General features: G+C 50.0%; 20 protein-coding genes. 14 read left to right on the plus strand and 6 right to left on the minus strand.

Annotated features, from left to right (window positions below; genetic code table 11):
* The first annotated feature begins 214 nt into the window (after nt 1–214).
* The 3 genes from N7E73_RS16740 (at nt 215) to N7E73_RS16750 (ending at nt 3,252) form a co-directional block, all read left to right on the plus strand.
* On the plus strand, nt 215–421 hold the full coding sequence (locus N7E73_RS16740; RefSeq protein WP_432736063.1) for a TOBE domain-containing protein: 207 nt from the start codon (nt 215–217) through the stop codon (nt 419–421).
* Between the two features lie 342 nt (nt 422–763).
* Nucleotides 764–1,429, plus strand: a complete 666-nt coding sequence (locus tag N7E73_RS16745; RefSeq protein ID WP_432736064.1) for a hypothetical protein — start codon at nt 764–766, stop codon at nt 1,427–1,429.
* 161 nt (nt 1,430–1,590) lie between these two features.
* Nucleotides 1,591–3,252, plus strand: coding sequence for an SUMF1/EgtB/PvdO family nonheme iron enzyme (locus N7E73_RS16750; RefSeq protein ID WP_432736065.1), 1,662 nt, complete (start codon nt 1,591–1,593; stop codon nt 3,250–3,252).
* Between the two features lie 145 nt (nt 3,253–3,397).
* Here the strand turns inward: N7E73_RS16750 and N7E73_RS16755 are convergent, their stop codons facing one another.
* From N7E73_RS16755 to N7E73_RS16765, 3 genes are read right to left on the minus strand one after another with little or no spacing between them, the layout of a single operon-like run.
* Nucleotides 3,398–4,117, minus strand: coding sequence for a PP2C family protein-serine/threonine phosphatase (locus N7E73_RS16755; protein WP_432736066.1), 720 nt, complete (start codon nt 4,115–4,117; stop codon nt 3,398–3,400).
* 16 nt (nt 4,118–4,133) lie between these two features.
* Nucleotides 4,134–4,727 carry a hypothetical protein gene (locus N7E73_RS16760; protein ID WP_432736067.1) on the minus strand — a complete coding sequence of 198 codons (594 nt, stop codon included), beginning with the start codon at nt 4,725–4,727 and terminating at the stop codon, nt 4,134–4,136.
* Nucleotide 4,728: 1 nt separating this feature from the next.
* The gene (locus tag N7E73_RS16765; protein ID WP_432736068.1) at nt 4,729–7,848 is read right to left on the minus strand and encodes a hypothetical protein; all 3,120 of its coding nucleotides are present in this window, start codon (nt 7,846–7,848) and stop codon (nt 4,729–4,731) included.
* Nucleotides 7,849–8,075: 227 nt separating this feature from the next.
* Between N7E73_RS16765 and N7E73_RS16770 the strand changes: the two genes are divergently transcribed.
* From N7E73_RS16770 to N7E73_RS16785, 4 genes are all read left to right on the plus strand, one after another.
* Entirely contained in the window at nt 8,076–9,092 is a 1,017-nt protein-coding gene (locus tag N7E73_RS16770) for a hypothetical protein (RefSeq protein ID WP_432736069.1), read from the plus strand.
* Nucleotides 9,093–9,836: 744 nt separating this feature from the next.
* Complete coding sequence (sstT, locus tag N7E73_RS16775; RefSeq protein WP_432736070.1) at nt 9,837–11,084, plus strand: serine/threonine transporter SstT; 1,248 nt, start codon at nt 9,837–9,839, stop codon at nt 11,082–11,084.
* 344 nt (nt 11,085–11,428) lie between these two features.
* Nucleotides 11,429–13,027 (plus strand): methyl-accepting chemotaxis protein, encoded by a 1,599-nt coding sequence (locus N7E73_RS16780; protein ID WP_432736071.1) that lies wholly within the window; start codon nt 11,429–11,431, stop codon nt 13,025–13,027.
* 259 nt (nt 13,028–13,286) lie between these two features.
* Nucleotides 13,287–13,688: a hypothetical protein gene (locus tag N7E73_RS16785; protein ID WP_432736072.1), complete on the plus strand. Its 402-nt coding sequence runs from the start codon at nt 13,287–13,289 to the stop codon at nt 13,686–13,688.
* Here the strand turns inward: N7E73_RS16785 and N7E73_RS16790 are convergent, their stop codons facing one another.
* The 3 genes from N7E73_RS16790 to N7E73_RS16800 form a co-directional block, all read right to left on the minus strand.
* On the minus strand, nt 13,689–14,474 hold the full coding sequence (locus N7E73_RS16790) for a helix-turn-helix domain-containing protein (RefSeq protein ID WP_432736073.1): 786 nt from the start codon (nt 14,472–14,474) through the stop codon (nt 13,689–13,691). It lies immediately after the preceding gene.
* Between the two features lie 3 nt (nt 14,475–14,477).
* Nucleotides 14,478–15,071 carry a LysE family transporter gene (locus N7E73_RS16795; protein ID WP_432736074.1) on the minus strand — a complete coding sequence of 198 codons (594 nt, stop codon included), beginning with the start codon at nt 15,069–15,071 and terminating at the stop codon, nt 14,478–14,480.
* A gap of 108 nt (nt 15,072–15,179) precedes the next feature.
* Entirely contained in the window at nt 15,180–15,863 is a 684-nt protein-coding gene (locus N7E73_RS16800; RefSeq protein ID WP_432736075.1) for a Crp/Fnr family transcriptional regulator, read from the minus strand.
* Nucleotides 15,864–15,956: 93 nt separating this feature from the next.
* On the opposite strand from N7E73_RS16800, the gene N7E73_RS16805 reads away from it, so the two are divergent.
* The 7 genes from N7E73_RS16805 to N7E73_RS16835 all read left to right on the plus strand — a co-directional run bounded on the left by N7E73_RS16805 (nt 15,957) and on the right by N7E73_RS16835 (nt 24,334).
* Nucleotides 15,957–16,136: a hypothetical protein gene (locus N7E73_RS16805; protein WP_432736076.1), complete on the plus strand. Its 180-nt coding sequence runs from the start codon at nt 15,957–15,959 to the stop codon at nt 16,134–16,136.
* Between the two features lie 2 nt (nt 16,137–16,138).
* Entirely contained in the window at nt 16,139–17,134 is a 996-nt protein-coding gene (locus N7E73_RS16810) for an arsenic resistance protein (protein WP_432736077.1), read from the plus strand.
* A 231-nt stretch (nt 17,135–17,365) separates the two neighbouring features.
* Entirely contained in the window at nt 17,366–17,680 is a 315-nt protein-coding gene (locus N7E73_RS16815; RefSeq protein WP_432736078.1) for a tetratricopeptide repeat protein, read from the plus strand.
* A 306-nt stretch (nt 17,681–17,986) separates the two neighbouring features.
* Nucleotides 17,987–19,294 (plus strand): trigger factor, encoded by a 1,308-nt coding sequence (gene tig / locus N7E73_RS16820; RefSeq protein WP_432736079.1) that lies wholly within the window; start codon nt 17,987–17,989, stop codon nt 19,292–19,294.
* A 272-nt stretch (nt 19,295–19,566) separates the two neighbouring features.
* Entirely contained in the window at nt 19,567–20,175 is a 609-nt protein-coding gene (gene clpP / locus N7E73_RS16825) for an ATP-dependent Clp endopeptidase proteolytic subunit ClpP (protein WP_432736080.1), read from the plus strand.
* A 6-nt stretch (nt 20,176–20,181) separates the two neighbouring features.
* Nucleotides 20,182–21,435, plus strand: coding sequence for an ATP-dependent Clp protease ATP-binding subunit ClpX (gene clpX, locus N7E73_RS16830; protein ID WP_432736081.1), 1,254 nt, complete (start codon nt 20,182–20,184; stop codon nt 21,433–21,435).
* Between the two features lie 286 nt (nt 21,436–21,721).
* Nucleotides 21,722–24,334, plus strand: coding sequence for an ABC transporter substrate binding protein (locus tag N7E73_RS16835; protein ID WP_432736082.1), 2,613 nt, complete (start codon nt 21,722–21,724; stop codon nt 24,332–24,334).
* Nucleotides 24,335–24,524: the final 190 nt, after the last annotated feature.

A 24,524-nucleotide genomic window follows, 5' to 3' on the forward strand; every position in this document is an offset into this window, starting at 1 on the left:
TTACTTTTTATACATATAAAAAGTGCATTATTTTCCACCTGATCGAGTGTTTGTGTGGTCATTTTTGTAAAAAAATAGTCCAGAGTGAGAGCTGCAATATTTAAATAAAACCTTCAAATTTGTATGTTATTCTTTTTACAAGTAAACTTGACATGTCAAGCATGATATGCATAACACAGCTCATCCAATATTAAAAATCAAAAGGAGATTTACAATGGAACTCAGCGCACGCAACCTCATCCCCGGTAAGATCAAGGAACTCACAGTTGGAATGGTCAACGCAGAAGTCGTTATCGAAATCGCTCCCGGTATCGAAGTGGTTTCTGTCATCACCAAAAATTCTGTTGAAAGAATGGGCCTTAAAGTTGGGGATGAAATCAAAGCAATGATTAAAGCTACTAGCGTAATGGTGGCAAAATAGATATTGCCGAAGTCCATATTTATAGACCTGCAGCGATGTGTTGCAGGTCTATAGCATCGTAGCCATCTCTAAAATTCACTCCTTGGCGATCTGCCCCCCTCTTTAACTACGCTTTCAAGACCGTGTGATAAGAGGGTGTTCTTTTTATTCAATTCAAATTTCCCTGCCCTGAATATACTCAGCTAACTGCATTATGAAAAAATAGTGCAAGTTCATGTTTGATAGTGCGCACTGTCATATTCTCTCGTGATGTCTTCGGATAATACAAAATGTGCTGTAATAATTCCTTCTGATAAGATATAAAAGAAATAGGGTAGCACTGTCTTTCAACAGGAGGAAATAATGAAACGCGCCATGAACGTATTCTTTTTTATGTTTATAATCTTATTTGCCTTTTCGACCGTGGCTGCTGCCGGAGATATGTCTGATGGCCTTCAGTGTCCGTCCGGGTGGAAGGAAAGCAAGCCTGTGAGATCTAACGGACTTATAAAGCAATGTGTTTCCAAGATTGATGATGGAGTTATTCAACTTTATGCCAAGCGTGGGAAAGCTGTACCGCTCGATGTCCTGCTGGACAGGTGGTCTGAGAATCTGGTCAACAGGGGAAAGCCGTATCAGCAGCTTGAGAGGGAATCTCCCGGGCATGTTTCCGGGTATCCTGCTCTGCTCCGCGGGTATTCCGGCTCTGATCGTCAGGGTAAGTGGTATGACTCGTATCTTGTTTCTTCGCGGTATAATGGAGTTAATTATATCTTTATCGGCTACACCATGAAGGGGCATGACAAAGTCAGAACGCAGATGCGAAATGCTATGAATGAATGGTACTATCCAGGTGTTGAAGATCAGCCTGAGTACCAGAACGGCAACACCAACAATAATAATTACGGGTCAAGCTACCATACTAATCGTCCCAATCATAATAACCGACACAACTATAACTCCAACGGTCAGAACTCAAATTCTCAGAACAATAAAAAGGACAAGTTCAACCGTTATCTTCTTGAATAGGAATATTATTGAAAGGCCAAAGGATCATGTCGGTAGTGTGGCCTTTGAGCTGGAATATTGGTCTTAAATGTGCGTCCAATGGCTTCCCAATTGTTACAACCAAGCCTTCCTGAAGTAATTTAAAGGTACGGTCAAAGAATTATAAGTAAAGGGGAGAGGCAGTGCCTGAATCCAGAGATGCTATTTTCAAAGAGTACACTGTGAAGCGCAAGCTGGGTGCCGGCGGTTATGGAACTGTATATCTGGTCGAGAATGATAAGGGGATTCCTTTTGCCCTGAAGGTGCTGCACAAGGACGTGACCCTCTTTGAACGGGAAGCGCGGGAAACAATCGGAATTACCGATCCCCGACTTGTAAAGGTTATTGATTACGGTGAAACCGTGGACGGCGAACCATGTATCCTGATGGAGTATGTTCCCGAAAATCTGGAGACAGCACTCGATTGGGATAATATTCCAGAAGAACAGGCTGTTGAGCTGTTCAGGGAGATTATGCACGGTTTGCAGACCCTTGAAAACCACGGATTGCTGCACCGGGACATAAAGCCGGAGAACCTGTTCCTTGCCGGAAACGTGGTCAAGATCGGCGATTTCGGATCTGCCCGGATTACCAGCGGTGAAAGTGTTTCCATGTCACAGAATGCGGCCATGACAATCCATTATTCCTCCCCGGAACGCTTTGACACCAGTTACGGGTTCGAGGTGGACCGCTGGGCAGCTGCGGTTATCTTCTGTCGTATGCTTGGCGGTTATGTGCCGTTCGGCGCTCAGTCCTCTGATCTGCAATCCATCATGAAATCCATCATTCTTGCTCCGCCTGATCTTTCCACCGTTCCTGACCGGTTCAAGCCGTTTCTTGAAAAGGCATTTGAAAAGAATCCAGCTGACCGGCATGCGGATGTACAGGAAATGCGCGATCATTTTGAAGAATGCAGTCGTATGGAATTCGTCTTCTCCGACTTCTCCGATGAAGATGAAGTCTATGAAACCGCAGAGGAAACAGCGGATGAATATGTGGCGGAATCTGAAGATCAGGTGGAGTCCGATGAAGCCGAGTACGAATACGGTCTGGAGGTCAACTGGGCCGAGGAACCCGGAGACGGAGAGCAGATAGAGGACCCGGTTACGGGGCATTATCTGTGGGTATGGGTGGAGTCCAACAGCGGAATAGAATTTGTATGGGTCTGTTCCGGAAAATTCGATATGGGAGATGAGGACGGGTATGAAGATGAGCAGCCGCTTCATCTTGTAGAGCTGGACGGTTTCTGGATCAGCCGTTACCCGATTACGCAGCGGCAGTGGAAAGCCCTGATGGGTGAAAACCCATCGTATTTCCCGGGTGATACAAATCCGGTGGAGTCGGTCTCGTGGTATGATACGCAGCAGTTCATACGCAAACTGTCCGCTGCTACGGACTGGGCTTATACATTTTCACTTCCAACTGAGGCCCAGTGGGAGTACGCGGCGCGCAGTTGCGGCATGTTCGAGAAATATTCAGGGTCGGACAATGTGAACAGGGTGGCATGGTACAGCAAAAACAGCCACGATACCACTCATCCTGTCGGTCAGAAAGCCCCCAACGGAATCGGGCTGTATGATATGTCCGGCAATGTATGGGAGTGGTGTGAAGACTGGTTCAGCCCCGGTGCTTACGCGGTTCATGCTGCAAAGAATCCCATTACAGTCAGTTACGGGGAGCAACGCTGTGCCCGTGGAGGAAGCTGGGGGCATGATGCCGAGTATGCCCGCACTGTCAACAGGTTCGGGCTGGACCCTGAAAGCAAATTCGGGGATCTGGGGTTCCGGTTGGTGCGGGAGCGTTGATTGGAGGGCTGAGTCCGGATGGTTGCGGATTCCTGCGGTGGGCTTATGCCCGCAGTTCCGTTGCTGTATGTCTTTAGTAATATGGTTTTGCCCCAGCTCCTTTAGCCGCCGGAGTTTTTTTAGGGATTTAAGGAAATATGTATGTTCAGTAAACCTGCAGGCAGATCCAGCTTACGTTGTCATCAGATTGGTTGGGGATGACTACTTTACTGATACGTTCCACAACGAATCGGTATGGCTCGTCCTGAAGCATGGTTTCGTGTCCCAGTTCTTCCACTTCTTTCAGTTGCAGGAACTGGTTCAGCCCGTCCGAGTTGAGCAGGAATATGTCTCCGGGCGATGTCTCGCCTTCGAATCCGAGAAGTTTAATGCCCTTGCCCATTCCCACAAAGGAGAGCAGCTTGTTGTGGCCGCTGCCGGTCAGGTATTCCCTGTAGGTTTTGCGGCCTATTGAGTACATGGTGAAAGCGAGGTTCTGATCCTCGGTAAGCAGGGCTGTTTTATCTCTGTTGATGCGGTATATGCGGGTGTCGCCGGTGTGTGCGATGTAGTAGCGGCCTTTTTCCAGCCAGAGAGCGGAACACGTGGCCCCCCGGGTGGACCTTTCCGATTCCGTGAGCCTGTTGTTTGCCCGGTGCAGGGCGTTCTTTAATCCATCCAGTCTGCTGGCTGAGTCCTGAATGTCGGTATAGGACATTTTGAGCGAATTGCGCACTTCCTGCGCTGCCTCTGCCCCACAGCACATGCCGCCCATGCCGTCTATTATGGCGAACAGCGCGTTGTCATCTCCTGTTAGGCACAGCAGGCGGTCCTGATTTTCATTCCGTATTCCCTGGTGGGTGAACTCTGTATACTCGATTTTCATGACACTGTTTCCTTATTTACCACAGATAGTAGCCCGTTGCCGCTCCGAAGGCCAGAATGGCGGATAACCGCAGGGATATCCGTGTTCTTTTGGTCAGGTCCATCCTGTATCCGGCTGACGGGATGATGAAAAAGAACACCAGCAGGAATGCGGCCGCCATCACTCCGAACAGCCAGTTGTTCAGCGGGTCGAGATCTCGCAGTTTGGGGGACCATACCTGATCGCTCCAGATGATGCGGCCCTGCTGGTCCTCGGCCTTGAGGAACAGCTTTATCCTGACATGCGGCTGCTGGAAGATTCCGCTTTCGTGGATGCTGGATTTCACGTGCAGGGTGTATGTCCCGTTTGCGGAAAAGTCATACCTGTTGGATGAATCGGCCAGATCGGCCAGCAACATGGATTCCAGTTCCGGGAACGGTCCGGAGACTTCGAGCCGGAGATCTTCATTGCCGAGCAGGAATATGTTTTCGGTGTTAAGGACCATTACAGCGGACCGGACTGCTTTTTCCAGCAGCTTTGAGCTGCGGATGTCCAGTTCCGCATGGGCTGCAACGCAGAATACACAGAACAGCATGGTGGTGAACAGTATGGTGGCTGGCTTTCGTGTCATGTCATTTCACTGCGCTGTTGAAGGTGAATGAAACGTTGGTTTCCTTGAGTTTGATGTCGGCTCCGGGTGTGATTTCGCAATTCTCATCCACGCTTTTCAGATGCAGGGTCCTGCCGCTGCGGACCAGCTCAAACGGGTGCTGCAGGTGCGGATTTTTTATGTGCCCTGAACTGTCGGGGGCAAATCTGAGGCTGCGGTTGATCAGGATGACGTATTTTACCTGCGAGGAGGATCCAACCTGAGAGGCCACATGCGGGGTCAGTACAAGGGCGTCTCGGTCCGCTGCCTCCACACGGCATTTGAAATTTATGCCCAGCTTGAGTTCATCTCCCGTGCGGAGGGCATGGGACATACTCTTTTTCCCGTTGACCATGAATTCGCCGTCAATGGCTTCAATCGTGGGCACGTCATTTCTGAATGACAGCCGGGCGTGTTTTTCCTTGATCATGGGGGCGGTTAGAGGAATTGCCTTTCTGTCTTCGGCCGCCTTGCGGTTTCCGAAGAAAGGTTCCTCATTCAGATAGACAAGGTATGCTCCCCGGTTGAGAATCTGGAGCAGCATTCTGCCTTCTATTCCGGTCTGCGCGGTGATGATGCTTCTGTAATCCGCAAGGGAGTCGTGTTTCAGGCCGAGCAGGGTGAGATTGGCCGCTGCCGGAAGGAGTTTTCCTGCCCGGTCCAGTTCATTGGATAGGAATTCAAGCTGACTTAACGACAGGCTTTCCGGCGAAAGTATGTTCCTGTCTACACCGAGCATGATTTCACGCGCTGTGGCGATGTCCTTCTGCTGGGCTATGGCTGCGGTAAGCTGGGGCAGGTCGGTGCACAGGGCCGAAGCCTTTTCAATGCAGGCAGCCGCTTCCGGCAGACGCATCTTTTCCAGTTCCATGAGAGCGAACCGGGCCTGTTGGACCGCATCTTCCAGCTTCTGTTCAAGGTTGGAGATATGCAACGGGTCGGATTCTGCAAAGTCCGGGTACTCCCGGTCCAGATTTTCCACAGGTAGGCGTTTCATTTTTGCGTGCAGCCTGCGGGCTCCATAAAGCTCCCTGTTGCCGGCTTTCTGCAAGTATGTATTGTGCAGGGCAGTTGCAACCGCATTGAGTTCGCCGGACATGAGCGGGTGCGTTCCGTGATTCTCCAATGACTCCAGAACCACAGCCTGATCCAGCAGGCCAGCCGTATCAGCTCCGTATTCCTTGCGAAGTTCTGAAATGGTTTTAATCTCGTTGCGGATGGACCGTTCTTTCTTAACCTCATCAAGCCGTTCACTGATCAGTGGTGAATCCCTGAAGGATTCCGCCAGTTGCGCGAGCCCGTCCCTCATTTCGGCCAGTTCCGCATCCGTTATCCCGGACAGAGGATACGGGTCGGTGGAAACCGGTTCCGGAAGGATTGCCAGCGCCTGACTGTTGTAGAGGGCCGCATCGGATCGGGCTTCTTCCAGAAGGGGCAGGGCTTCCGCTCCCAGTTTACGGTCCGTGACAGTGGAAAGGGTGCTTATTGCCCGGGTCAGCTTGTGTTCGGCCAGATGCTGCCTGCCGTTTTCAAGGGCCAGTGCCTGGGTCTGGTATTCACGGCGGACCTCATCCAGTCGGCTGCCGGATGCCGCGTCTGCCGGTGAAAGCACCAGCAGTTCCTGCAGGCAGCGCTGCTCGGCGTGCAGGTCGAGCTCCTTGCGGGCCCGGGATGCTTCCAGCCGCAGCCGTGCTCCCTGCAGGGCGTTGATCCTTTCTCCAGCTTTCCGGCCGATGTTGCCGGTATCGGACTGGCTGATCCGTTCCAGCTTTTCAATGTGGGCGGTCAGGGCAACTGGGTCGAGGTCGTGGTACGGGGTGTTGATGACGGCAAGCTGTGCGGCCAGCCGGTTGCTCCTTTCGGTTCTCAGGAGGGCCAGTTGGGAACCCTCGTATGCGCCGACTTCTATGCACAGGGCTTCCAGCAGTTCCTTTTCGGTCTGGATGTCATGCACGGTTGAGCGCACTTTTTCTATCCTTTCCCGCAGGGCCGCTCTGCGCCGGGGTTCATCGGCGGAATATAGGGAGCAGGTGGCATGGTCGAAGCGGGTCAGTTCTGCTATGGCCTCGTCGAACCTGAGGGAGGAGGTCTTTTCGTTGATTCTGGAGCGGTTGGATTCGAAACAGTCCCGGAAAACGGCCTTGAGAACCGGGTATTCCGCAAGGTTGGAAAAACCGGATGCGAAATGTGAAGCAAGGACAAACCGGGTGAACCATTCTACGGCCTCATCCGGCCCCATTGTCTCTCTGGTCTGCAGGGTCTTGTTGACGAGGAATGCCTTGGCCTCGTTCTGGAATTCCTGTTCTAGCCTGCGTGCTTCGGGCATGTCCGGGTTGAACCTGACGAATTCACGGATGTCGGCCCGCAATTCTTCCAGTTCTTCTAAGCTGATGTGGGCGGTCCCGCTGCTCAGGTGCTGCACTCTGCGGTAGAGCGATTTGCCGTCCAGAAGGGTGCGCCTTCTCCTTTCCTCGATCTTCAGCTTGAGGAGGTTCAGTTCTGACGAAAGGTCCTTTATGTTCTCTAGTTCGGTTCCATATGATTCGACCAGCTCATCAAGATACGCTCCCGCCTCGTCGTATCTGCCGTGTTCAATGAGAAATTCGATCTGACCTTTTTTCTTCAGGATGTGCTGGTCCCTTCTGGTCCTGATTCCTTCATATTCTTCAATGATCTGCTCCATCCTTTTCCGCAGGTCCGTGTTTGAGTCCAGATACCTTATTTCCTGCTGCCAGCGGCTGGCCGCAGGTCCTGAACGTCCGGTGTTGGAAAGGTCGTCCAGAATCTTGCGGACTTCTTCACAGAACTGTTCCTCCAGTGCCGCCTTGTCCTTGTGCCCTATGTGGGTCCAGATGTTGCTACCGAAGATCATGCATGCTTCGGCAATGGACCCCTGCCTGTTATCGAGAATTTTCCGGACCCTGTTCATGCAGTAGGTAATGGCCGGGACCTCCACTTCCGCGGCACGGTTGGCCTTGCCGAATCTGAGTTTCAGCCATTCCGGGCTGCCCACAAGCTCGTTGACGGCATCATAGTTGTCGTTGCTCAGGTGTTTCCTGAACAGGTCGAAAAGCTCAATAAAGGGGTCCTTTCCAGTAAACATGCGAGGTCTCCAGACCGGTACGGTTTGAACGGTATTCTACTTAGATCAAGTATATACTGTTATATCGGCTGGGTAAACACGGAAAGGTAAAATGCGTGAGGTTCATATGGATTGGGGCTCTTCAATGAATATTTTTTATCCTCCATCCGAAAAATATTTCTCCGGACTCCTGTGTGGTGTATACTCTCTGCAAAATATGCAGACCGCTTCCATAAGGAGGAGCCGCTATGAAGACGTTTCGGGTTTCATGTCAGGGTATGGACAATGCTTTCAGGGGCAACGGGTCATATGATGAGCTTGAGCTTGGCGAAATGAATGAAGATCAGCTTTATGATTCCTTCAGGAAATTTATGGAAGCGGTAATGCCTGAAGGAGATGATGTCTGTCCTCCGGGGCTTTACGTGGCTGCCGATGGCAAGGATTACATTTTCTATCTCGATGGGACGGACATTGTTTGTGAAAATATCGAGGCAAAGCTTTCGCCCATAGAGGCGGTCAATCTTGTTTCAGGCGTTACCGACAGGAAGCAGGTAGCGGAGGAAGCTGCTGCTCAATCCGGCAGTTCCGGTTCGCGGTCCGGGGCTAAGTCGCTTGCATGGGGAACCGACTATCCCGGCATACAGGGCATGAGGCCGGTGCGTCGCTTTGATCTGTCTCCCACGGACAAGGATCAGCACAGCCGTTTCAACGTGAACACCTCGTCAGAGCAGCCGCATGTAACTTTGTCTGTTTATAAGTCTGAATACACCGGCGGGTTTGCAAAGGGCATTTACGCCTTCAGCATTCTGTGTTTTGTGCTTGCTGTCGGCCTGCTTGCAATGCGCGATTCGGTTGGAATTGCGTTTGTTATAGTTGCACTGGTGTTGGCCGTTGCAGGGTTTATGTTAAACCGGCGGTGGGGCAGGACTTTGCTTCGGGTCGGTTTCGATTGGGCCGCTAACGCTCTCTGGATGAAGCTGGACTCGGATAAAGAGGCGGCCATGATAGAGAATGCAAACTGCATCAAGGAGTTCTGCGTTTCAGCCCATGACGAGTTGCGGAAAAGCAGGATCAGCATGGATCCTTCAGACCATTTGAACAACCCGTTTTCTTCCATGATCAGGCACTCCTATACAGAGAAGAGTTTTTTTATTCTGGCGGTTTATTCAAATAACACAAGTCGCATCGTACATGATTTCAAAAACAGGAAGGAAGCTGATGCCGCCTGCGAAAGGCTAAATTCATTCCTGCGGCACAACGGTTGATGTACTGATAACGAAATGCGCAGGTGGCAGTTTGATTGTACGATAAACATTGTGAACAGCGCAGTGGCGAATCCTTAATAAAAGGATTTCAGGCCCCCGGAACAATTTCCGGGGGCTTTTTTTGCACTAGATTAATTCCTATCTGTCAATAATATACTGTAGTATCAGTGTCTTAAGTGTGTGGTTTCCTGCTCTTTCACGCTGTTGCTGAAGGCATTTGGTAGAAAGCTTCGCATCGGGGATACTTACCTCAAGAAGAAAAAGGGCGCTGACTATTCTTTCACCACTTCTTAGGTAACGGTCATGTACAGATGACTTCTTCCGTAGATCTTCTGTTCTGTTTTTTACCTTTGATGCGGATTGCCCTTACGAATTTTTGCCCCGGTACGGTAATTCCCTTGTGCAGCCTGAATGAGACCTTTGTCTTGCCGATACCCACTTGGGCAGGAATCTGTTTTTAGAACATTAACTCATTGATAAAGTTTGTACTCTGGAATGCAGGTAGTTGAGGCTAAAATGCAGGGCGCGATATTGCGTGTTAATTAATCTGCATTTCCGTCAGAACGAGCGTTCAATCACGTAGCAATCCATCCGTTGGAATTAATTAAAAAATACTGATCGCGAAAAAAAAAGGATTCATACTTCGAAAATGGCAATATTGAAATAAAATGTTGACAAAAATGTAATGTATTGCTTAAGAGCAAAAGCGCTCATTTATTCAATCTTTAACTTTCAGGAATGGTTATGAATCAGATATCAGAAGTATTTAAAAAGATCGCTTCAGGCAGTCTGGTACTGCAGATCGTGATTGGCATTCTTGCAGGTGTTTGCCTGGCTGTTTTTTCTCCTGACGCAGCAAACTCTGTCGGAATTTTCGGCAGCCTGTTCGTCAAGGCCCTTAAAGCGGTCGCTCCGATCCTTGTTTTCGTGATCGTTGCTTCCTCCATTGCCAACCAGAAGAAGGGCGCTCACACCAACATGCGCTCCATCATCACCCTCTATCTGGTGGGAACCTTCATGGCTGCTCTGGTTGCTGTATGCATGAGCTTCCTTTTCCCCACCACAATGACTCTGGTTGCAACTGACACCAGCGTAGCTCCCCCCAACGGAATCGGTGAAGTCCTTAACACTCTTCTCTTCAAGATCGTGGACAACCCCGTTAATGCACTTTCCACCGGTAACTTCATCGGCATTCTTGCATGGGCCATTGCTCTGGGCTTCTTTTTCCAGCACACCGGAGAAGCAACCAAGACCATGCTTTCCGACATTGCTGACGGCGTTTCCGGCATCGTTAAGCTGGTAATCCGCTTTGCTCCCATCGGTATTTTCGGTCTCGTAGCCCAGACCATCGCAACCACCGGATTTTCTGCCCTTGCAGGCTACAGCCACTTGATCATGGTACTGCTTGCTTCCATGGGCATCATCGCATTCGTGGTAAACCCGGCCATTTCCTGGTTCGTTACCCGTCAGAATCCCTATCCGCTGGTGTTCACCTGTCTGAAAGTCAGTGGTATCACTGCATTTTTTACCCGCAGTTCCGCAGCCAACATTCCTGTGAATATGGACCTCTGCAAACGCCTCAACCTGCATGAAGATACTTATTCTGTGTCCATTCCCCTCGGCGCGACTGTAAATATGGGCGGTGCCGCAATCACCATCACCGTTATGACCCTTGCAGCTGTCCATACTCTGGGCATTCAGGTTGACCTTGCAACTGCTCTGCTGCTCAGCCTTATCGCTTCCATTTCCGCATGCGGTGCTTCCGGTGTTGCCGGCGGTTCCCTGCTGCTGATCCCCCTTGCATGCAGCCTTTTCGGTGTATCCAACGAGATCTCCATGGAAGTTGTTGCTGCCGGCTTCATCATCGGCGTGATTCAGGATTCCGCTGAAACCGCGCTGAACAGCTCCACTGACGTTCTGTTCACCGCCAGCGCCGATATCGCTGCACGCAACGCTGCCGGAGAAACTGTTGATTCTCCCGTAAGCATATAGTCACTTAGTACATATTCTTTTCCGCTTGATTCAGGCCGTTCTGCGAGAGCAGGGCGGCCTTTTTCTTTGGGCTGTGATGACTGTCTGCATACCGTTGATGGGGGCGAAACTGATTATAATCTTTGGATTTGCCGGACAATAATGTTCAAAATACAACAATCTTGCCACAAAAATGTCATAATGTATTGACCTGAAGTGTTCATTTGGATACTTTTGATTCGAAATAATTTTCGGAAACGATCATTTTTTTCGAGTGGTGTTTTCATAAGTGCTTGAATGAATTAATGGCCGGCAGCTAGCCTGTGGATTGTTTGCTTTATGCCGCCGGTTCAGAGGGGTGTGTGATGAAGATCAAGTCTTTATTGAGCATTGGTGTGGTCATTTCAGCCGCTGGTGGTGCTGCGGCTTTGTATCTGGTCCTAAAGCTCATGTCCGATTCTGCTGCTGGAGGGCAGGTTGTTGTTTCTTCCGGTCCACTGCTGTCAGCAGTTGCAGCCGGATTTTTTGTTTTTGCGCTGATCAGCGGGGTATTTTCTTTTATCGCAGCCGGGCGCATCAGCAGACAGGAGGGCGAGGTTGTCGCGTTTTTAAAACGGGTTGCTGCCGGTGATTTCAATTCAGGGCGGCCTGATTCTGCTGATGCCGCTTTTTGCGGACTGAACGGGGAGCTGTGCAACACTGTGGACATGCTCAAGCGCAGGCTCGGTTTTGCCGAAGGAGTGCTTAACGCCATTGCAAAGGCTTATCCCTTCATGACCTGTGACGGTGAAGCAAGGGTTGATTTTGTCGGTAGCAGGCTGTTCCAGATTTCGGGAAAAAAGGGAAAGCCGGAAGACTACTACGGTCTGACCATTGGCGGATACATTTACGGGGATAATTCCCGCAAGACCAGAACCGACCGTGTTGTCCACGAAGGCATCAGGATTGAGGGTGAGACAAAATTCGAGGGGGACGGCGGTCTGCATGAACTGCAGTTCTCTGCTGAGCCTATCTATGACCTTGATAACAAGCTCTGCGGTGCACTTACCATTTATTTCGACCTTACCGAGGTCAAACAGCAGCAGAGGGATATTGAGGAGAATGCCAGAAGGGTGGCTCAGGTTGCATCCGAGCTGGTAGGCATCACCGGGCAGGTGAACTCTTCAGCAGGGGTTATTGCTTCCCAGATCGAGGAAGCTGCCAAGGGTGCGGCCTTCCAGTCCGAAAGGACCACCGAAACCGCCACGGCAATGGAAGAAATGAACAGCACAACCATGGAAGTTGCGCGCAACGCCGTGAGTGCCGCGGATAACGCCATTGCCGCCAAGGATAATGCGCATGAAGGACAGGAAGAGGTCCGTAATCTGATCAAGTCCATTGAAGCCGTTCGCGGACATGCCGAGAGCCTTGAGACTTTCATGGATGAACTCGGGCAGCAGACCGTTTCGGTCGGAAGTGTAATTACCGTTATTCAGGATATTGCCGACCAGACCAACCTTCTGGCCCTTAACGCCGCAATTGAGGCTGCCCGTGCAGGTGAAGCCGGACGCGGTTTCGCCGTTGTCGCGGACGAGGTCAGGAAACTTGCGGAAAAGACCATGACCGCCACTGACGAAGTCGGATCTGCCATCAAGGCCATTCAGGCCGGTGCAAAGCGGTCTATTGACGGGGTAAAGCAGGCAACCATGGCGGTTGAAACCTCCACCGACATCGCCCAGAGCTCCGGAAAGACACTGGAGCGCATTGTGGAGATAGTGAACAGCACCTCCGATCAGGTTCAGTCCATAGCCACTGCGGCTGAACAGCAGTCCGCCACCAGTGAGGAAATCCACCGGGCTGTTGACGACATCAATACCATTGCCACCCAGACTGCGGCAGGCATGCAGGAAGCCAATGAGGCCAGCAACGGGCTTGTCGGCATGTGCGAAGAACTCAATTCCCTGATTAAAAGACTTTCAACATAAACAACAAAGCGTTAACCTCCTAACCTCCAAAGACGGGCCGTTCTGCATCGGGCAGGACGGCCCGCGCCTTTTTTTGAGATACAGGCCTAGACTGCAGAAAATATATTTATATGTTGTTATGCCCGGATTTGTGCTATCCATTACCCTGTATTCCCTCTTTGGTCTCATGCCGGAAGTTATCAGGCTGTATGAGTGTTTCTGGTGGTGGGGGGTACACCGAATTGTGGCGGCATCAGGTTAACGCAACAACGGAGGAACCATGGGTAAGTCTGTATCTGTGGGTGTCTGGGTCAAGATAAGGGTGTTCATCCTGTTTATACTCGGGGCACTGTTTACCGTTCCCGGTCTGCTGATGGTTGTTGCCGGGTTCATGGAGCCGGATATCAAGGCTGATGATACCCTGGCCATGTTTTTCATGGGAGGGCTGCTCTTGTTCTGCGGACTGCTTATCTGGTGGATGATGCGCAAGATTTACCGCACGGCGCGCAGGAGGGCGGTGTACAGAGGAGGCTCCGATCACATGGCGATGGGAATGGGGATGGCCCATGCGCACTACATGACCAGTATGTATGATTCGGAAGACTCGGAAGTTGAAGATTCAGGCGGTGAGTCGGATTCGGATTTTGGGGATGACGGAGGTTACGATTCCATCGACGACTGATCAGCGGCTTTTTCTTACCAGATGCGAATAGGCATTGGCAGTAAGGCCGTAGACTGACTTGAACTGCCTATTCAGGTGCGAAAGGTCGTAGAAGCCGCACTTGAGCATTACCGTGTAGATGTCATCATTCTCGTCGAGCAGCCTTTTGGCGTGCTCGGTTCTGCGGTTGAGGAAATACTGGTATGGCGAAAGTCCCTTGATGTCCTTGAACTGGCGGATGAAATGGAATTTCGACAGCTGTACTTCAGAACATATTTCATCGAGTTTCAGCGGTGTGTCCAGATTGTCGTTCATCATCTCCACTGCCCTGCGTACGGCAGTGTAATTGCGCGGCATGCGCATTGATTCTTCCGCATTTGCCGCCCTGTTGATGACGCTCATGATGAGTTCCGCAGTCAGAAGATCACCGTGTCCGGATTCTATGGAGCGGGTCAGGTTTATAATGTCCAATGCCAGTTTGCGGTCGTAGACAATGGGCGATGAGAACCGGACCACATCCTTTTTTCCGGAAACTTCTTCAAACAGCTTTCTGGGGATATAGGCCATGACGTATTCAAGGTCTGTCTTGTCCCCTGAACATCCGTCGTGGATCTGCTCCGGATGGAAGAGCATTATGCCTCCTGACTTTGATCTGCAGAGTTCATCGTTCAGGCGGTACTGCTGTATTCCGGTAAGGGTTACGCCGATTGCGTACTCCTCGTGCGAATGTTTCTTGTATTCGAACTCGTCGAATCTTGCGGAGAGGACGGTCATGTCCTCATGCTTGGTGTAATTGAATTCGCGCATGGTTCAACCCTGCATGATGCTGTTGATTCCGGATACGGTCCAGGCACAATAGACCATGGTAAGTGAAAGAATGATGTTGGCCTGACGCTGGTAGGGACTGAGAAATCTGCGGAAAAGTGAGCCCAGCACTACCCAGGAGCTGTATGCACAGCATCCGATAACTGTCAGTATAGCCACGAAGATCATTATGTCCAGAGGATCGGAGCTGGCCGGGACCACGAAGTTAGCTATCACGGTGAGCGTGAAGAGCACTACCTTGGGGTTGATGAACTGCATGGTGAATCCGGTTTTGAACCCGCCGCTCTTATCCGTCTTACTTCCGGCATCCATATGCAGAATCTTCCATGCAAGATAGAGCATGTATACGGCGCCGATTATCCCCATTATCCCGCTGATTTCAGGCATTACCCTGTAAAGGTAGCTGTTGAACGCAGCTGACAGGGACAGAAGTATTCCGAAGGCAAGGGTCGCCCCCGCGACGAACTCCAGTGCCTTGCGCGGTCCGTGATTCTGTGCGGTTGAAAAAATGAGGATATTCGACGGGCCGGGGGTGAAGGTTACGACTATGCTGTATGCCAGAAAAGCCATTATGTTCATGGTGATCTCCCTTGTTATTGATTCTTGCGGGAAAATGGCATGAACGGATGGTTCGGGCATAGGACAGAATTGCTGTCGGCCTCCTTCCTTAATCAGGTTCGTAAAAAGTCAGCTCAAATTGCACATTCCTTCGCTGCAGTTGAGCAGGGCATTCCGATCCAGAATTCTTACTTCCGGTCCTGTTACTTCAATCAGTCCGCCCGCAGCCATTTTTTTCATGGCCCGCGAAAGCGCTTCCGGTGTTATCCCGATGATTTTCGATAGTTCGCGGTAGGAAATGTCCATTTCAAGAAAGCCGTCTTTTTCCCTGCTCATGAAATATGCCGCAATGCGCGACGGAACCTGTTTCAGCGACAGGGAATCAATCATCACCATAGCCTCCTTGAGTCTGCGGGACATGACCCGCATCATGCTTATCAGGATTCCCGGATCTTCCTGCACCAGCCGCTCATATTCGTCAGGCCTGATGAAGAGAACCTTGCTGTCCTCAAGGGCTCCTAGATTGGCAGGCAGCACTCCATCTGAAAACGCGGAACACAGGCAGAAGGGCTCACCGGGGCCGAATACGAAAATGGTCTGTTCCTTGCCGTCCTCAGCAATCTTGAAAAGTTTGACCTTGCCTGAAAGGAGCACGTGAAGTCCCGTGGATGAGCTGTCCTCACTGTAGAAGGTGGATTTTCTGGGAAATTCGGTGACCAGTGCGCTTTTAACCAATCTCGAAATCTGATCGTCGGTGAGCCGGGCGAAGACCGGGAAATCCCGTACCGCTATTTCTATTTCCTGTTGATTCATTTTTACCTCGAAAAATATGGCCTGTTGATCTCGATCAATGTGTACTGCGGGTTAAAGGCATATAACCATATTCAGGAATTGAGGAGGGAGACCATGAATTCAGCGATGATACATTGTCCGTACTGTTCATTCAAGCAGTCGGTTCCGTACAAACCCCTTCACGATAATTTCAGGATAGTGTGTGCCGGGTGCGGACGCACGTTGGAAGCCAGATGGCTTACCCATGGAGTGATGATCCTGCCTATGAAAACAACCTGTAAAACAGGAGATTAGATATGTGGAAAGTTCTTCAGAGTATTACGAGAAACCTGATTCTTGCCATCCCCCTGACCATGCTTTCGGGCTTCAGTTATGGTTTGCTTGTTGAAGCTGGGTGGCTGAAAAATCTGATCATACCTTTTACCTTCCTCATGGTTTACCCAATGATGGTGACCCTGAAGGTGCGAAAGGTCTTTGAAGGCGGGGATGTAAAAGCCCAGTTACTGGCCCAGTTGATAAACTTCGGAGTGATTCCGTTTGTAGCATACGGCTTCGGTATGTTCTTTTTTGCGGACAGGCCGTACATGGCCCTGGGGCTCCTTCTTGCAGGGCTGGTTCCCACGAGCGGCATGACCATTTCATGGACCGGTTTTGCCAAGGGTAATATGTCGGCTGCAGTGAAAATGACCGTTATCGGGCTTGTCTGCGGTTCCCTGCTGACCCCGTTTTTTGTCAAGGCACTTATGGGTGCGACAATTGAAATGAGTCTTGTCGCCGTCATGAAGCAGATTTTCTTTGTTGTTTTCCTGCCCATGACTCTAGGCTACATGACCCAGCGTTATCTGGTGCAGAGGTATGGTCAGGAGGACTTCCAGAAGGTGGTTGGACCCAAGTTTCCCCCTCTCTCAACTGTCGGTGTGCTTGGGATAGTCTTTGTGGCTCTTGCCCTCAAGGCCAGAACCATTGCGTCCGCCCCGGAAGTTCTGATCAGCATACTTGTGCCGCTGATAATCCTTTACGCATTCAACTTTGCGCTCAGTACACTGGTAGGTCGGAGCCTTCTGTCTCGCGGAGACGGGATTGCCCTTGTCTATGGTTCCGTGATGCGCAACCTTTCCATCGCACTTGCAATTGCACTGAATGCCTTCGGGCCGCAGGGTTCCGACGCGGCCTTGGTGATAGCCATGGCTTATATTATTCAGGTACAGTCGGCAGCATGGTATGTAAGGTTCACTTCGAAGATTTTTGGTCCCCACGAGTCTGAGCTGCCTCTGGCAGAGAAGGCCGGCTGATAGTTTCCTGATGCTGTATAAATCCCGGTTCGGTTCGCCGATCAGGGATTTTTTTGCTCAATATTTCAACGGATGGCAGGTTTTGGAGCAGGGGAGTCTTTTTCATCGGCAATAGTTGCATAATTTATTTTCAAATACATTTGACAACGAGAATGGTTTTCAATATCTTTAAATCAACAACGCATGAAAAAAGTCATCAGGAAAATTAAATATAGCAGAAGGGAGAGTATTATGTGCGGATTCAGCCAGGTATGGCAGCTCAGCAGGGAAGGCATGGAGGCATGCAACAAGGGAGATTTCTTTACAGCAGAAAACAATCTCAGGACAGCAATAGCCTTGGCGAAGTGCAAGTCCAAAAAAATACACAGGGCGACCATGTATAACAATCTCGGCGTGGTCTACCAGATGAGCGGGAAGGTTCAGGATGCTCTTGAGGCATATTCCACAGCAGTGGGCTTTCTCGACCCCGGTCATGATGGACAGGCTAATCTCATCAGGCGAATTTCATCCAAAATTGATGGCCTTAAGCAGCAGACGGCTGCATAAATCAGGCTTATATTATTGTATGCTTCTCCTCCTTATTTAAGGCGGGCCTTCCTGAAGGTCCGCCTTAATTATTTGCCCAGCCGGTTGAGACGGGGCAGGTTATATTTTCGGGTAAACGATGTTTATTTACATTATTTGTGGTGGAATCCCCAACAGGGGTTGACTTTATGGGGAAACTGCCTAAATAATCCCAGTTCTTTTGTAAGGGAAATGTGAAAGACTTCACTTTCCGCCGAGCACATGCCAAAGTACCCAACTGTCCCCCGTTTCGGGCACGGCAGATATATTTTAGGAGGATGCCTCAAAATGGATTTTAATATTGTAGAAATTTCACCGGTAGAAAGAGAAATCAAAGTTTCCGTACCCGCCGAAGAAGTAGGCGCTGCTCTGGATGCGACCGTAGCTCTCTATAAGGTTCAGACCCCCATGAAGGGTTTTAGAAAGGGTAAAGTTCCTGCATCTGTTGTGCAGTCCAAGTACAAAAAGCAGATCATCAGCGAAGCTACCACCGATCTCATCAACTACCAGATCAACGAAATTTTCAACGAGCAGTCCTTCGTACCTGTTTCCAAAATTGATGTGGACGCCAAAGAACTCGTTCGCGGTGAAGACTTCAGCTACGTAATCAAGTTCGAAGTTGTACCCGAGTATGAAACTCCCGTTTACCTCGGACTGACTGTTGAAGAAGAGCGTGCTGAAGTTGCCGACAAGGAACTGGAAGAAGTTGAAACCAGACTTCTGCAGTCCATGGCAAAGATCGCTCCCATCGAAGACGATCGTCCGGCAAAAGACGGCGAGCTTGCTTCCGTAACCTTCTCCGCTGAAGTTGACGGCGAACCCGTTCCCGGTATTCAGGCAGACAACTTTGACCTGCCCATCGGTGAAGGTCATTCCCTGAAGGAATTCGAAGATTTCGTTAAGACCCTCAAGGCTGGCGAATCCGGTTCCACCGACATCACCTTCCCTGAAGATTTCATCAACACCGATCTTGCAGGCAAGACCGCAACCATGAAGGTTACCGTCCACGCTGTCAAAGAACGCAAAATGCCCGAACTTACTGACGATATCGTCAAGAAAGCCGGCGGTTTCGAATCCGTTGAGAAGATGCGCGAAGTTATCAAGCAGTCCTACACTGCAAACCGCAAGCAGCTCTGCAAGAGCGCTGCTCAGACCAAGCTCATCAAGGACATCGTGAAGGATCTGGACTTCCCGCTTCCTCCTTCTCTTCTGAATGACCGCCTTGACCGTATGGTTCAGGATGTTATTTCCCGTACCGAACGTTCCGGCAGAAGCTTCGAATCCCTCGGCAAGAGCATCGACGAACTGCGTGAAGAACAGCGTCCCATGGCTGAAGAGTCCGTTCGCACTGAAATCTTTTTGCTGACCGTTGCAAAACGCGAGGAAATCTCTGTTGAGCCTCAGGAAGTTGAACGCGCTCTTTACCAGATCGCCCAGCAGACCCGTCAGGATTTCAGCTCTGTTAAGTCTTACTACGAAGAGCACAACCTCATTGTGCCCCTTAAAGACAGACTGCTTGCCGACAAGGCCGCTGAATTCATCTATGAAAACGCTGATGTAACTGAGATCGATCCTGTCAAAAAGGACGAGCAGTAGTTTTATCAGTCTCTAGACAGATTCCGGCGGCACGGTTTGTTAAAGACTGTGCCGCCTTTCTTTTGATTTTGGCTTTGCCGTAAATCTCGGCAGGGCAGTGCCTGAGCGGGCTTATTGTGAATTGAACGCCTGTGCCTGATTTATACTTGTCCTTGCGCCTTCAAATGTTTAGGATGTGTCATTGAAAATTGTCCTTTTGAAGGTCAGGTAGTTTTTATTCAATTAAATCAGTAGCCTCTTTATCCTAATAATGTTCTCATCGGGAGAGATTGATGTCTGGAACCATACCTATCGTAATTGAAACCACTGGCCGTACCGAACGCGCCTACGATATTTATTCCCGTCTGCTCAAGGACAGGATCATACTTCTCAGCGGTGAAGTTAACGATCACGTCGCCAGCGTGATTTGTGCGCAGCTCCTTTTCCTCGAGTCAGAAGACCCGGAAAAGGAAATCTACATGTATATCAACTCCCCCGGCGGGGTTGTAACTGCCGGGCTGGCCATTTACGACACCATGAGATACATTTCAGCTCCTGTGGCAACCCTGTGCATGGGTCAGGCCGCAAGTATGGGAGCTTTCCTGCTCAGCGCAGGTGAAAAGGGGCATCGCTACTCCCTGCCCCACAGCCGTATCCTGATTCACCAGCCTCTCGGCGGTGCACAGGGACAGGCTACCGATATTGATATTCAGGCACGGGAAATCCTGCGACTCAGAAAGTCCCTCAATATTATTATGGCCGAAAATACCGGTAAGTCCCTTGAGGTGATTGAAAAGGATACAGACCGTGATTACTTTATGTCTGCTCAGGAAGCCCTTGAGTACGGACTGATAGACAAGATCATTGAATCTCGTGGTAAAATTGAATCCAAGGAAGGTTAATTCCTGATGAGTAATGTCAGAAAAGGTTCAGGACAGGACCTTCATTGCTCCTTCTGTTCCAAATCTCAGGATGAGGTTCAGAGGCTTATTGCCGGGCCGGATGTCTATATCTGCGACGAATGCGTGCAGCTTTGTAACGACATCATGGCTCAGGAAGCGGTCGGCGAGGAATTTGATGCCGGCAAGCTCCTGTCTCCGCAGGAAATAAAGGCTCTGCTCGATGAATATGTTATCGGGCAGGATCATCCCAAGAAGATACTTGCTGTAGCGGTACACAACCACTACAAGCGCGTGTTTTATGCACAGTCCAGTTCCGCCGATGATGTCGAGATCGACAAGAGCAACATCCTGCTCATCGGGCCTACCGGATCAGGTAAGACACTGCTGGCCCAGACTCTGGCCCGCGTGCTCAAGGTGCCTTTCGCCATTGCCGACGCGACCACTCTGACCGAAGCCGGTTACGTGGGCGAGGACGTTGAAAACATCCTCGTACAGCTGCTGCAGAATGCCGACTACGATATTGAGGCGGCTTCAAGGGGCATCATCTACATTGACGAAATCGATAAGATTTCCCGCAAGGGTGACAGCCCGTCCATTACCCGTGACGTTTCCGGTGAAGGCGTGCAGCAGGCCCTGCTGAAGATCATTGAAGGTACCGAGGCGAACATTCCGCCCAAGGGTGGCCGTAAGCATCCGCAGCAGGAATTCATCCGGCTTGATACCTCGAACATTCTGTTCATTCTCGGCGGAGCCTTCATAGGGCTCGACAACATCGTTCAGCAGAGAATGTCAGGTGCCGGTATCGGTTTCGGAGCCAAGGTTGAAACCAAGACCGAGAAGGGGATCAGCGAACTCTTCGCCAAAGCCGAACCGGCCGATCTGGTAAAGTTCGGTCTCATTCCCGAGTTCGTAGGGCGTATACCTGTCCAGACTGCTCTTTCCGAGCTGACCGAGCAGGATCTTATCCGCATCCTTAAGGAGCCGAAGAACGCGCTGGTCAAGCAGTACAAGAAAATGTTTGATCTCGATGGCGTCCGCCTGACTTTCACTGACAACGCTCTCAAGGCAATTGCAGCCAGAGCGGTGAAGAGAAAGACCGGTGCACGCGGCCTCAGAAATGTTCTGGAATCAATCATGCTTGACATCATGTACAAGCTGCCCTCCATGACAGGCGTCAAAGAGTGTGTGATCAACAAGAGCGTTGTTGAGAACGGTATTGAACCCATTCTCTTCTTTCACAACGAGATAAAGAGCGCTTAGCTGTTTATATTATAAAAGTTGTATTTTGCCCCCGGTTTTCACAACCGGGGGCTTTTTTTGTGATTTCTCATTGATTATTCCTGTTATATCTGTACGGTGTTTTTTGTTCCTGGACTTGAACTTTTTAGCCAATACCGTAAGGTTTTAAGACAATGTGATTGTTTGTTGCTATTTTATTTATAATTAATTTGGAAGCACGCATGTGGCGGATTGGGTGAGAGGTAGTTTTCTTATCATGCGAATGATTAGTGCTATTGTGTTGATGGTAGTGACTTTGGTGATCGGAATGGTCACTTCAGTTGTTTGCGCTCAAAGCCGGGTTCTGCTTCTTAGTTCCTACCATCCTGGTTTTCCCACGTTTTTTAAGCAGATTGATGGAATCAAATCTGCGCTTGACCCTGAGGGAGTGCTGTTGGATGTTGAGTTTATGGACAGCAAGCGATTTTATTCACCAGAGAACCTCTCCAAATTTCAAAATCTTCTGGAGTATAAGCTCCAATCAGTTCCACCGTACGATGTAATAATTACTTCTGATGACAATGCATTGAGTTTTGCACTTCAAAATCGTCGGGTGCTTTTTCCGGATACTCCGGTGGTGTTCTGCGGAGTGAATAATCAGGATCTGGCAAGGCTGCTGGATAGTAATGACAGTTATACAGGCGTCATTGAGTCCGCTTCCATTGCCGATAATATCTACCTGATCCCGAAACTGTTTCCTGATATCAAAAAAATTTTTGTAATTGCCGACTCCACTCCTTCCGGAGAGGCTGATTTTGACCATTTCAAGGATGCGGCAGCTTCTTTTCCCGATCTTGATTTTAAAACATTGTCCCTTCTTCATCTCAGCTGGGATGACCTGAAGAACAGGTTGTCTGCGGAGTCTTCTGAATATGTCGTTCTTCTGCTTTCCGCCTACAGGGATGCTGAAGGTGTCTCCATGTCTTTTGAGGAGTCTCTTGCTTTTATCCGCAAGTACTCACGGGGGCCGATCATTCATCCTTATGAGCATGGACTAGGTTCAGGTGTGCTGGGTGGAAAGGTTATTTCTCACTATGCACAGGGGCAGCTGGCCGGGAAAATGGCCATGGATATATTGCATGGAACTCCGATCAAGCAGCTCAAGGTAATAGATGGCGGGGAAGCAAACCGCTATATTTTCGACGCTAATCAGCTCAAAAAGTATGGAATTACAAACTCCATGCTACCTGAAGACAGTGTGCTGCTAAATGCTGAAAAGTCTATTTTTAAAATTTATAAAGCTGAAATTGTAGCCTTTTTGGTGATAGTTATTGCTCTGGTGGTGTTTTCAGCTGTTCTGCTTTTTTATCTTGTGCGTCTGCGCAGAAGCGAAGAACAGCTTCGAAAGAGTGAAGCGCGTTTTTCCCTGGCGATGGATGCCAACAAGGATGGAATCTGGGATTGGGATATAAGGACAGATGAAGTCTATTACAGCCCGGGGTACAAGGCCATGCTTGGGTATGCTGTGGACGAGGTTCCGGCCCATGTCGATTCGTGGCTCGACCTTATACACGAAGAAGACCGTGAAGGGGCCTTCCGGGCCAACTCTGACTGTATAGAGAACAAAAGTGCCAATTTCGAAGTCGAGTTCAGGATGCAGGCCAAAAGCGGAGAATGGAGGTGGATTCTCGGACGCGGCAATGCCGTGGAACGCGATTATCGAGGGCGTGCCCTGCGTATGATCGGGACCCACACGGACATTACCGAGCGCAAGAAATCTGAAGGTGAAATCCGCAGGCTGCGTAATTATCTGCGCAGTATTATTGATTCCATGCCGTTTGTGCTTATAGGACTTGATGAGCAGGGAAGGGTGTCCCAATGGAACTGCCGGGCTGAAGAGGATGTCGCTATTGCTGCAGAGCAGGCTGTCGGCCGGCCTCTTGAAGAGGTCTTTCCCAGGCTTGCTCCTCAGATGGAACGGATCTGGGCTTCTTTGGAGCAGCGAAAGATTTTCAGCGATTCCAGGGTTTCAAGGCGTGATGGCGGAACTGTAAGGTATGACGATATAACCATCTATCCGCTAGCATATGATGGCGGGGAAGGGGTTGTGGTTATCCTTGAAGACGTTACCGAGCGGGTGCGCCTTGAGGATATGGTCATACAGAATGAGAAGATGCTTTCGATCGGAGGTCTTGCCGCCGGAATGGCTCATGAGATCAACAATCCGCTTGGGGCTATTTTGCAGGGTGCACAGAATATTCAGCGCAGAACTCTCGGACAGCTGCCGATGAACGCCAAGGTGGCTACAGACAACAACCTGAATATTGCAGATGTTCATGCATATCTGCAGGACAGGGATATTCCGAAGATCATAGACGGAATAAGTTCAGCGGCTTTGCGGGCTGCCCGCATTGTCAGCAATATGTTGAGCTTCAGCCGCAAAAGTGAAGATAATTTCAGCAGGCATGATCTGACATTGCTTCTTGATGAAGTTGTTGATCTGGCTGCCAGTGATTATGATCTGGCAACCAAATATGATTTCAAAAGAATCGATATTGTCCGCGAATATGGCGATACTCCACCGGTTTATTGTGAGCGTGGTGAGATACAGCAGGTGTTTCTGAACCTGCTGAAGAACGGCGCTCAGTCCATGAATTCCAAAGAATACGAAGGTGAGAAGCCCCGCTTTACCCTGCGGGTTCTTGGCAGCGAGGATTCTGTTCGGGTTGAGATCGAGGATAATGGCTGTGGAATTGCTCTTGACGTCCAGAAGAGGATTTTTGAACCTTTCTACACTACCAAGCAGGTTGGAGAGGGTACCGGCCTCGGACTTGCCGTTTCCTATTTTATTATCACCGATCTGCATAAGGGAAACATGGAAGTTTTTTCGGTTCCCGGTAAGTGGACAAGATTCGTCATAACCCTGCCTTCCGGTAAGTAGACAGGTCTGTGATCCGCGAGCGAAAGCATTTATTCCCCGCTCCCACTCTAATTATCTGCAGCAATCCGCCGATCTCTGGTTAATGATTTCTTGCTGCCAGGCCCGCCTTGTTTAGCTGTAAGCCATCTTTATTGCAAATAATGCTGCCGGAAGTTTGACAAATCATGGGCAGGTATTATTTCATTAGTCT

Origin of the sequence: Maridesulfovibrio sp. FT414 (assembly GCF_050916235.1) — a bacterium.
In the GTDB taxonomy this organism is placed as follows: domain Bacteria; phylum Desulfobacterota; class Desulfovibrionia; order Desulfovibrionales; family Desulfovibrionaceae; genus Maridesulfovibrio.

What these genes read in the sequence shown, in the direction of transcription:
- N7E73_RS16740 (WP_432736063.1), top strand. Translation starts at nt 215, where the DNA reads ATGGAACTCAGCGCACGCAACCTCATCCCCGGTAAGATCAAGGAACTC.
- N7E73_RS16745 (WP_432736064.1), top strand. Translation starts at nt 764, where the DNA reads ATGAAACGCGCCATGAACGTATTCTTTTTTATGTTTATAATCTTATTT.
- N7E73_RS16755 (WP_432736066.1), bottom strand. Translation starts at nt 4,117, where the DNA reads ATGAAAATCGAGTATACAGAGTTCACCCACCAGGGAATACGGAATGAA.
- N7E73_RS16760 (WP_432736067.1), bottom strand. Translation starts at nt 4,727, where the DNA reads ATGACACGAAAGCCAGCCACCATACTGTTCACCACCATGCTGTTCTGT.
- N7E73_RS16765 (WP_432736068.1), bottom strand. Translation starts at nt 7,848, where the DNA reads ATGTTTACTGGAAAGGACCCCTTTATTGAGCTTTTCGACCTGTTCAGG.
- N7E73_RS16770 (WP_432736069.1), top strand. Translation starts at nt 8,076, where the DNA reads ATGAAGACGTTTCGGGTTTCATGTCAGGGTATGGACAATGCTTTCAGG.
- sstT (WP_432736070.1), top strand. Translation starts at nt 9,837, where the DNA reads ATGAATCAGATATCAGAAGTATTTAAAAAGATCGCTTCAGGCAGTCTG.
- N7E73_RS16780 (WP_432736071.1), top strand. Translation starts at nt 11,429, where the DNA reads ATGAAGATCAAGTCTTTATTGAGCATTGGTGTGGTCATTTCAGCCGCT.
- N7E73_RS16785 (WP_432736072.1), top strand. Translation starts at nt 13,287, where the DNA reads ATGGGTAAGTCTGTATCTGTGGGTGTCTGGGTCAAGATAAGGGTGTTC.
- N7E73_RS16790 (WP_432736073.1), bottom strand. Translation starts at nt 14,474, where the DNA reads ATGCGCGAATTCAATTACACCAAGCATGAGGACATGACCGTCCTCTCC.
- N7E73_RS16795 (WP_432736074.1), bottom strand. Translation starts at nt 15,071, where the DNA reads ATGAACATAATGGCTTTTCTGGCATACAGCATAGTCGTAACCTTCACC.
- N7E73_RS16800 (WP_432736075.1), bottom strand. Translation starts at nt 15,863, where the DNA reads ATGAATCAACAGGAAATAGAAATAGCGGTACGGGATTTCCCGGTCTTC.
- N7E73_RS16805 (WP_432736076.1), top strand. Translation starts at nt 15,957, where the DNA reads ATGAATTCAGCGATGATACATTGTCCGTACTGTTCATTCAAGCAGTCG.
- N7E73_RS16810 (WP_432736077.1), top strand. Translation starts at nt 16,139, where the DNA reads ATGTGGAAAGTTCTTCAGAGTATTACGAGAAACCTGATTCTTGCCATC.
- N7E73_RS16815 (WP_432736078.1), top strand. Translation starts at nt 17,366, where the DNA reads ATGTGCGGATTCAGCCAGGTATGGCAGCTCAGCAGGGAAGGCATGGAG.
- tig (WP_432736079.1), top strand. Translation starts at nt 17,987, where the DNA reads ATGGATTTTAATATTGTAGAAATTTCACCGGTAGAAAGAGAAATCAAA.
- clpP (WP_432736080.1), top strand. Translation starts at nt 19,567, where the DNA reads ATGTCTGGAACCATACCTATCGTAATTGAAACCACTGGCCGTACCGAA.
- clpX (WP_432736081.1), top strand. Translation starts at nt 20,182, where the DNA reads ATGAGTAATGTCAGAAAAGGTTCAGGACAGGACCTTCATTGCTCCTTC.
- N7E73_RS16835 (WP_432736082.1), top strand. Translation starts at nt 21,722, where the DNA reads ATGGTCACTTCAGTTGTTTGCGCTCAAAGCCGGGTTCTGCTTCTTAGT.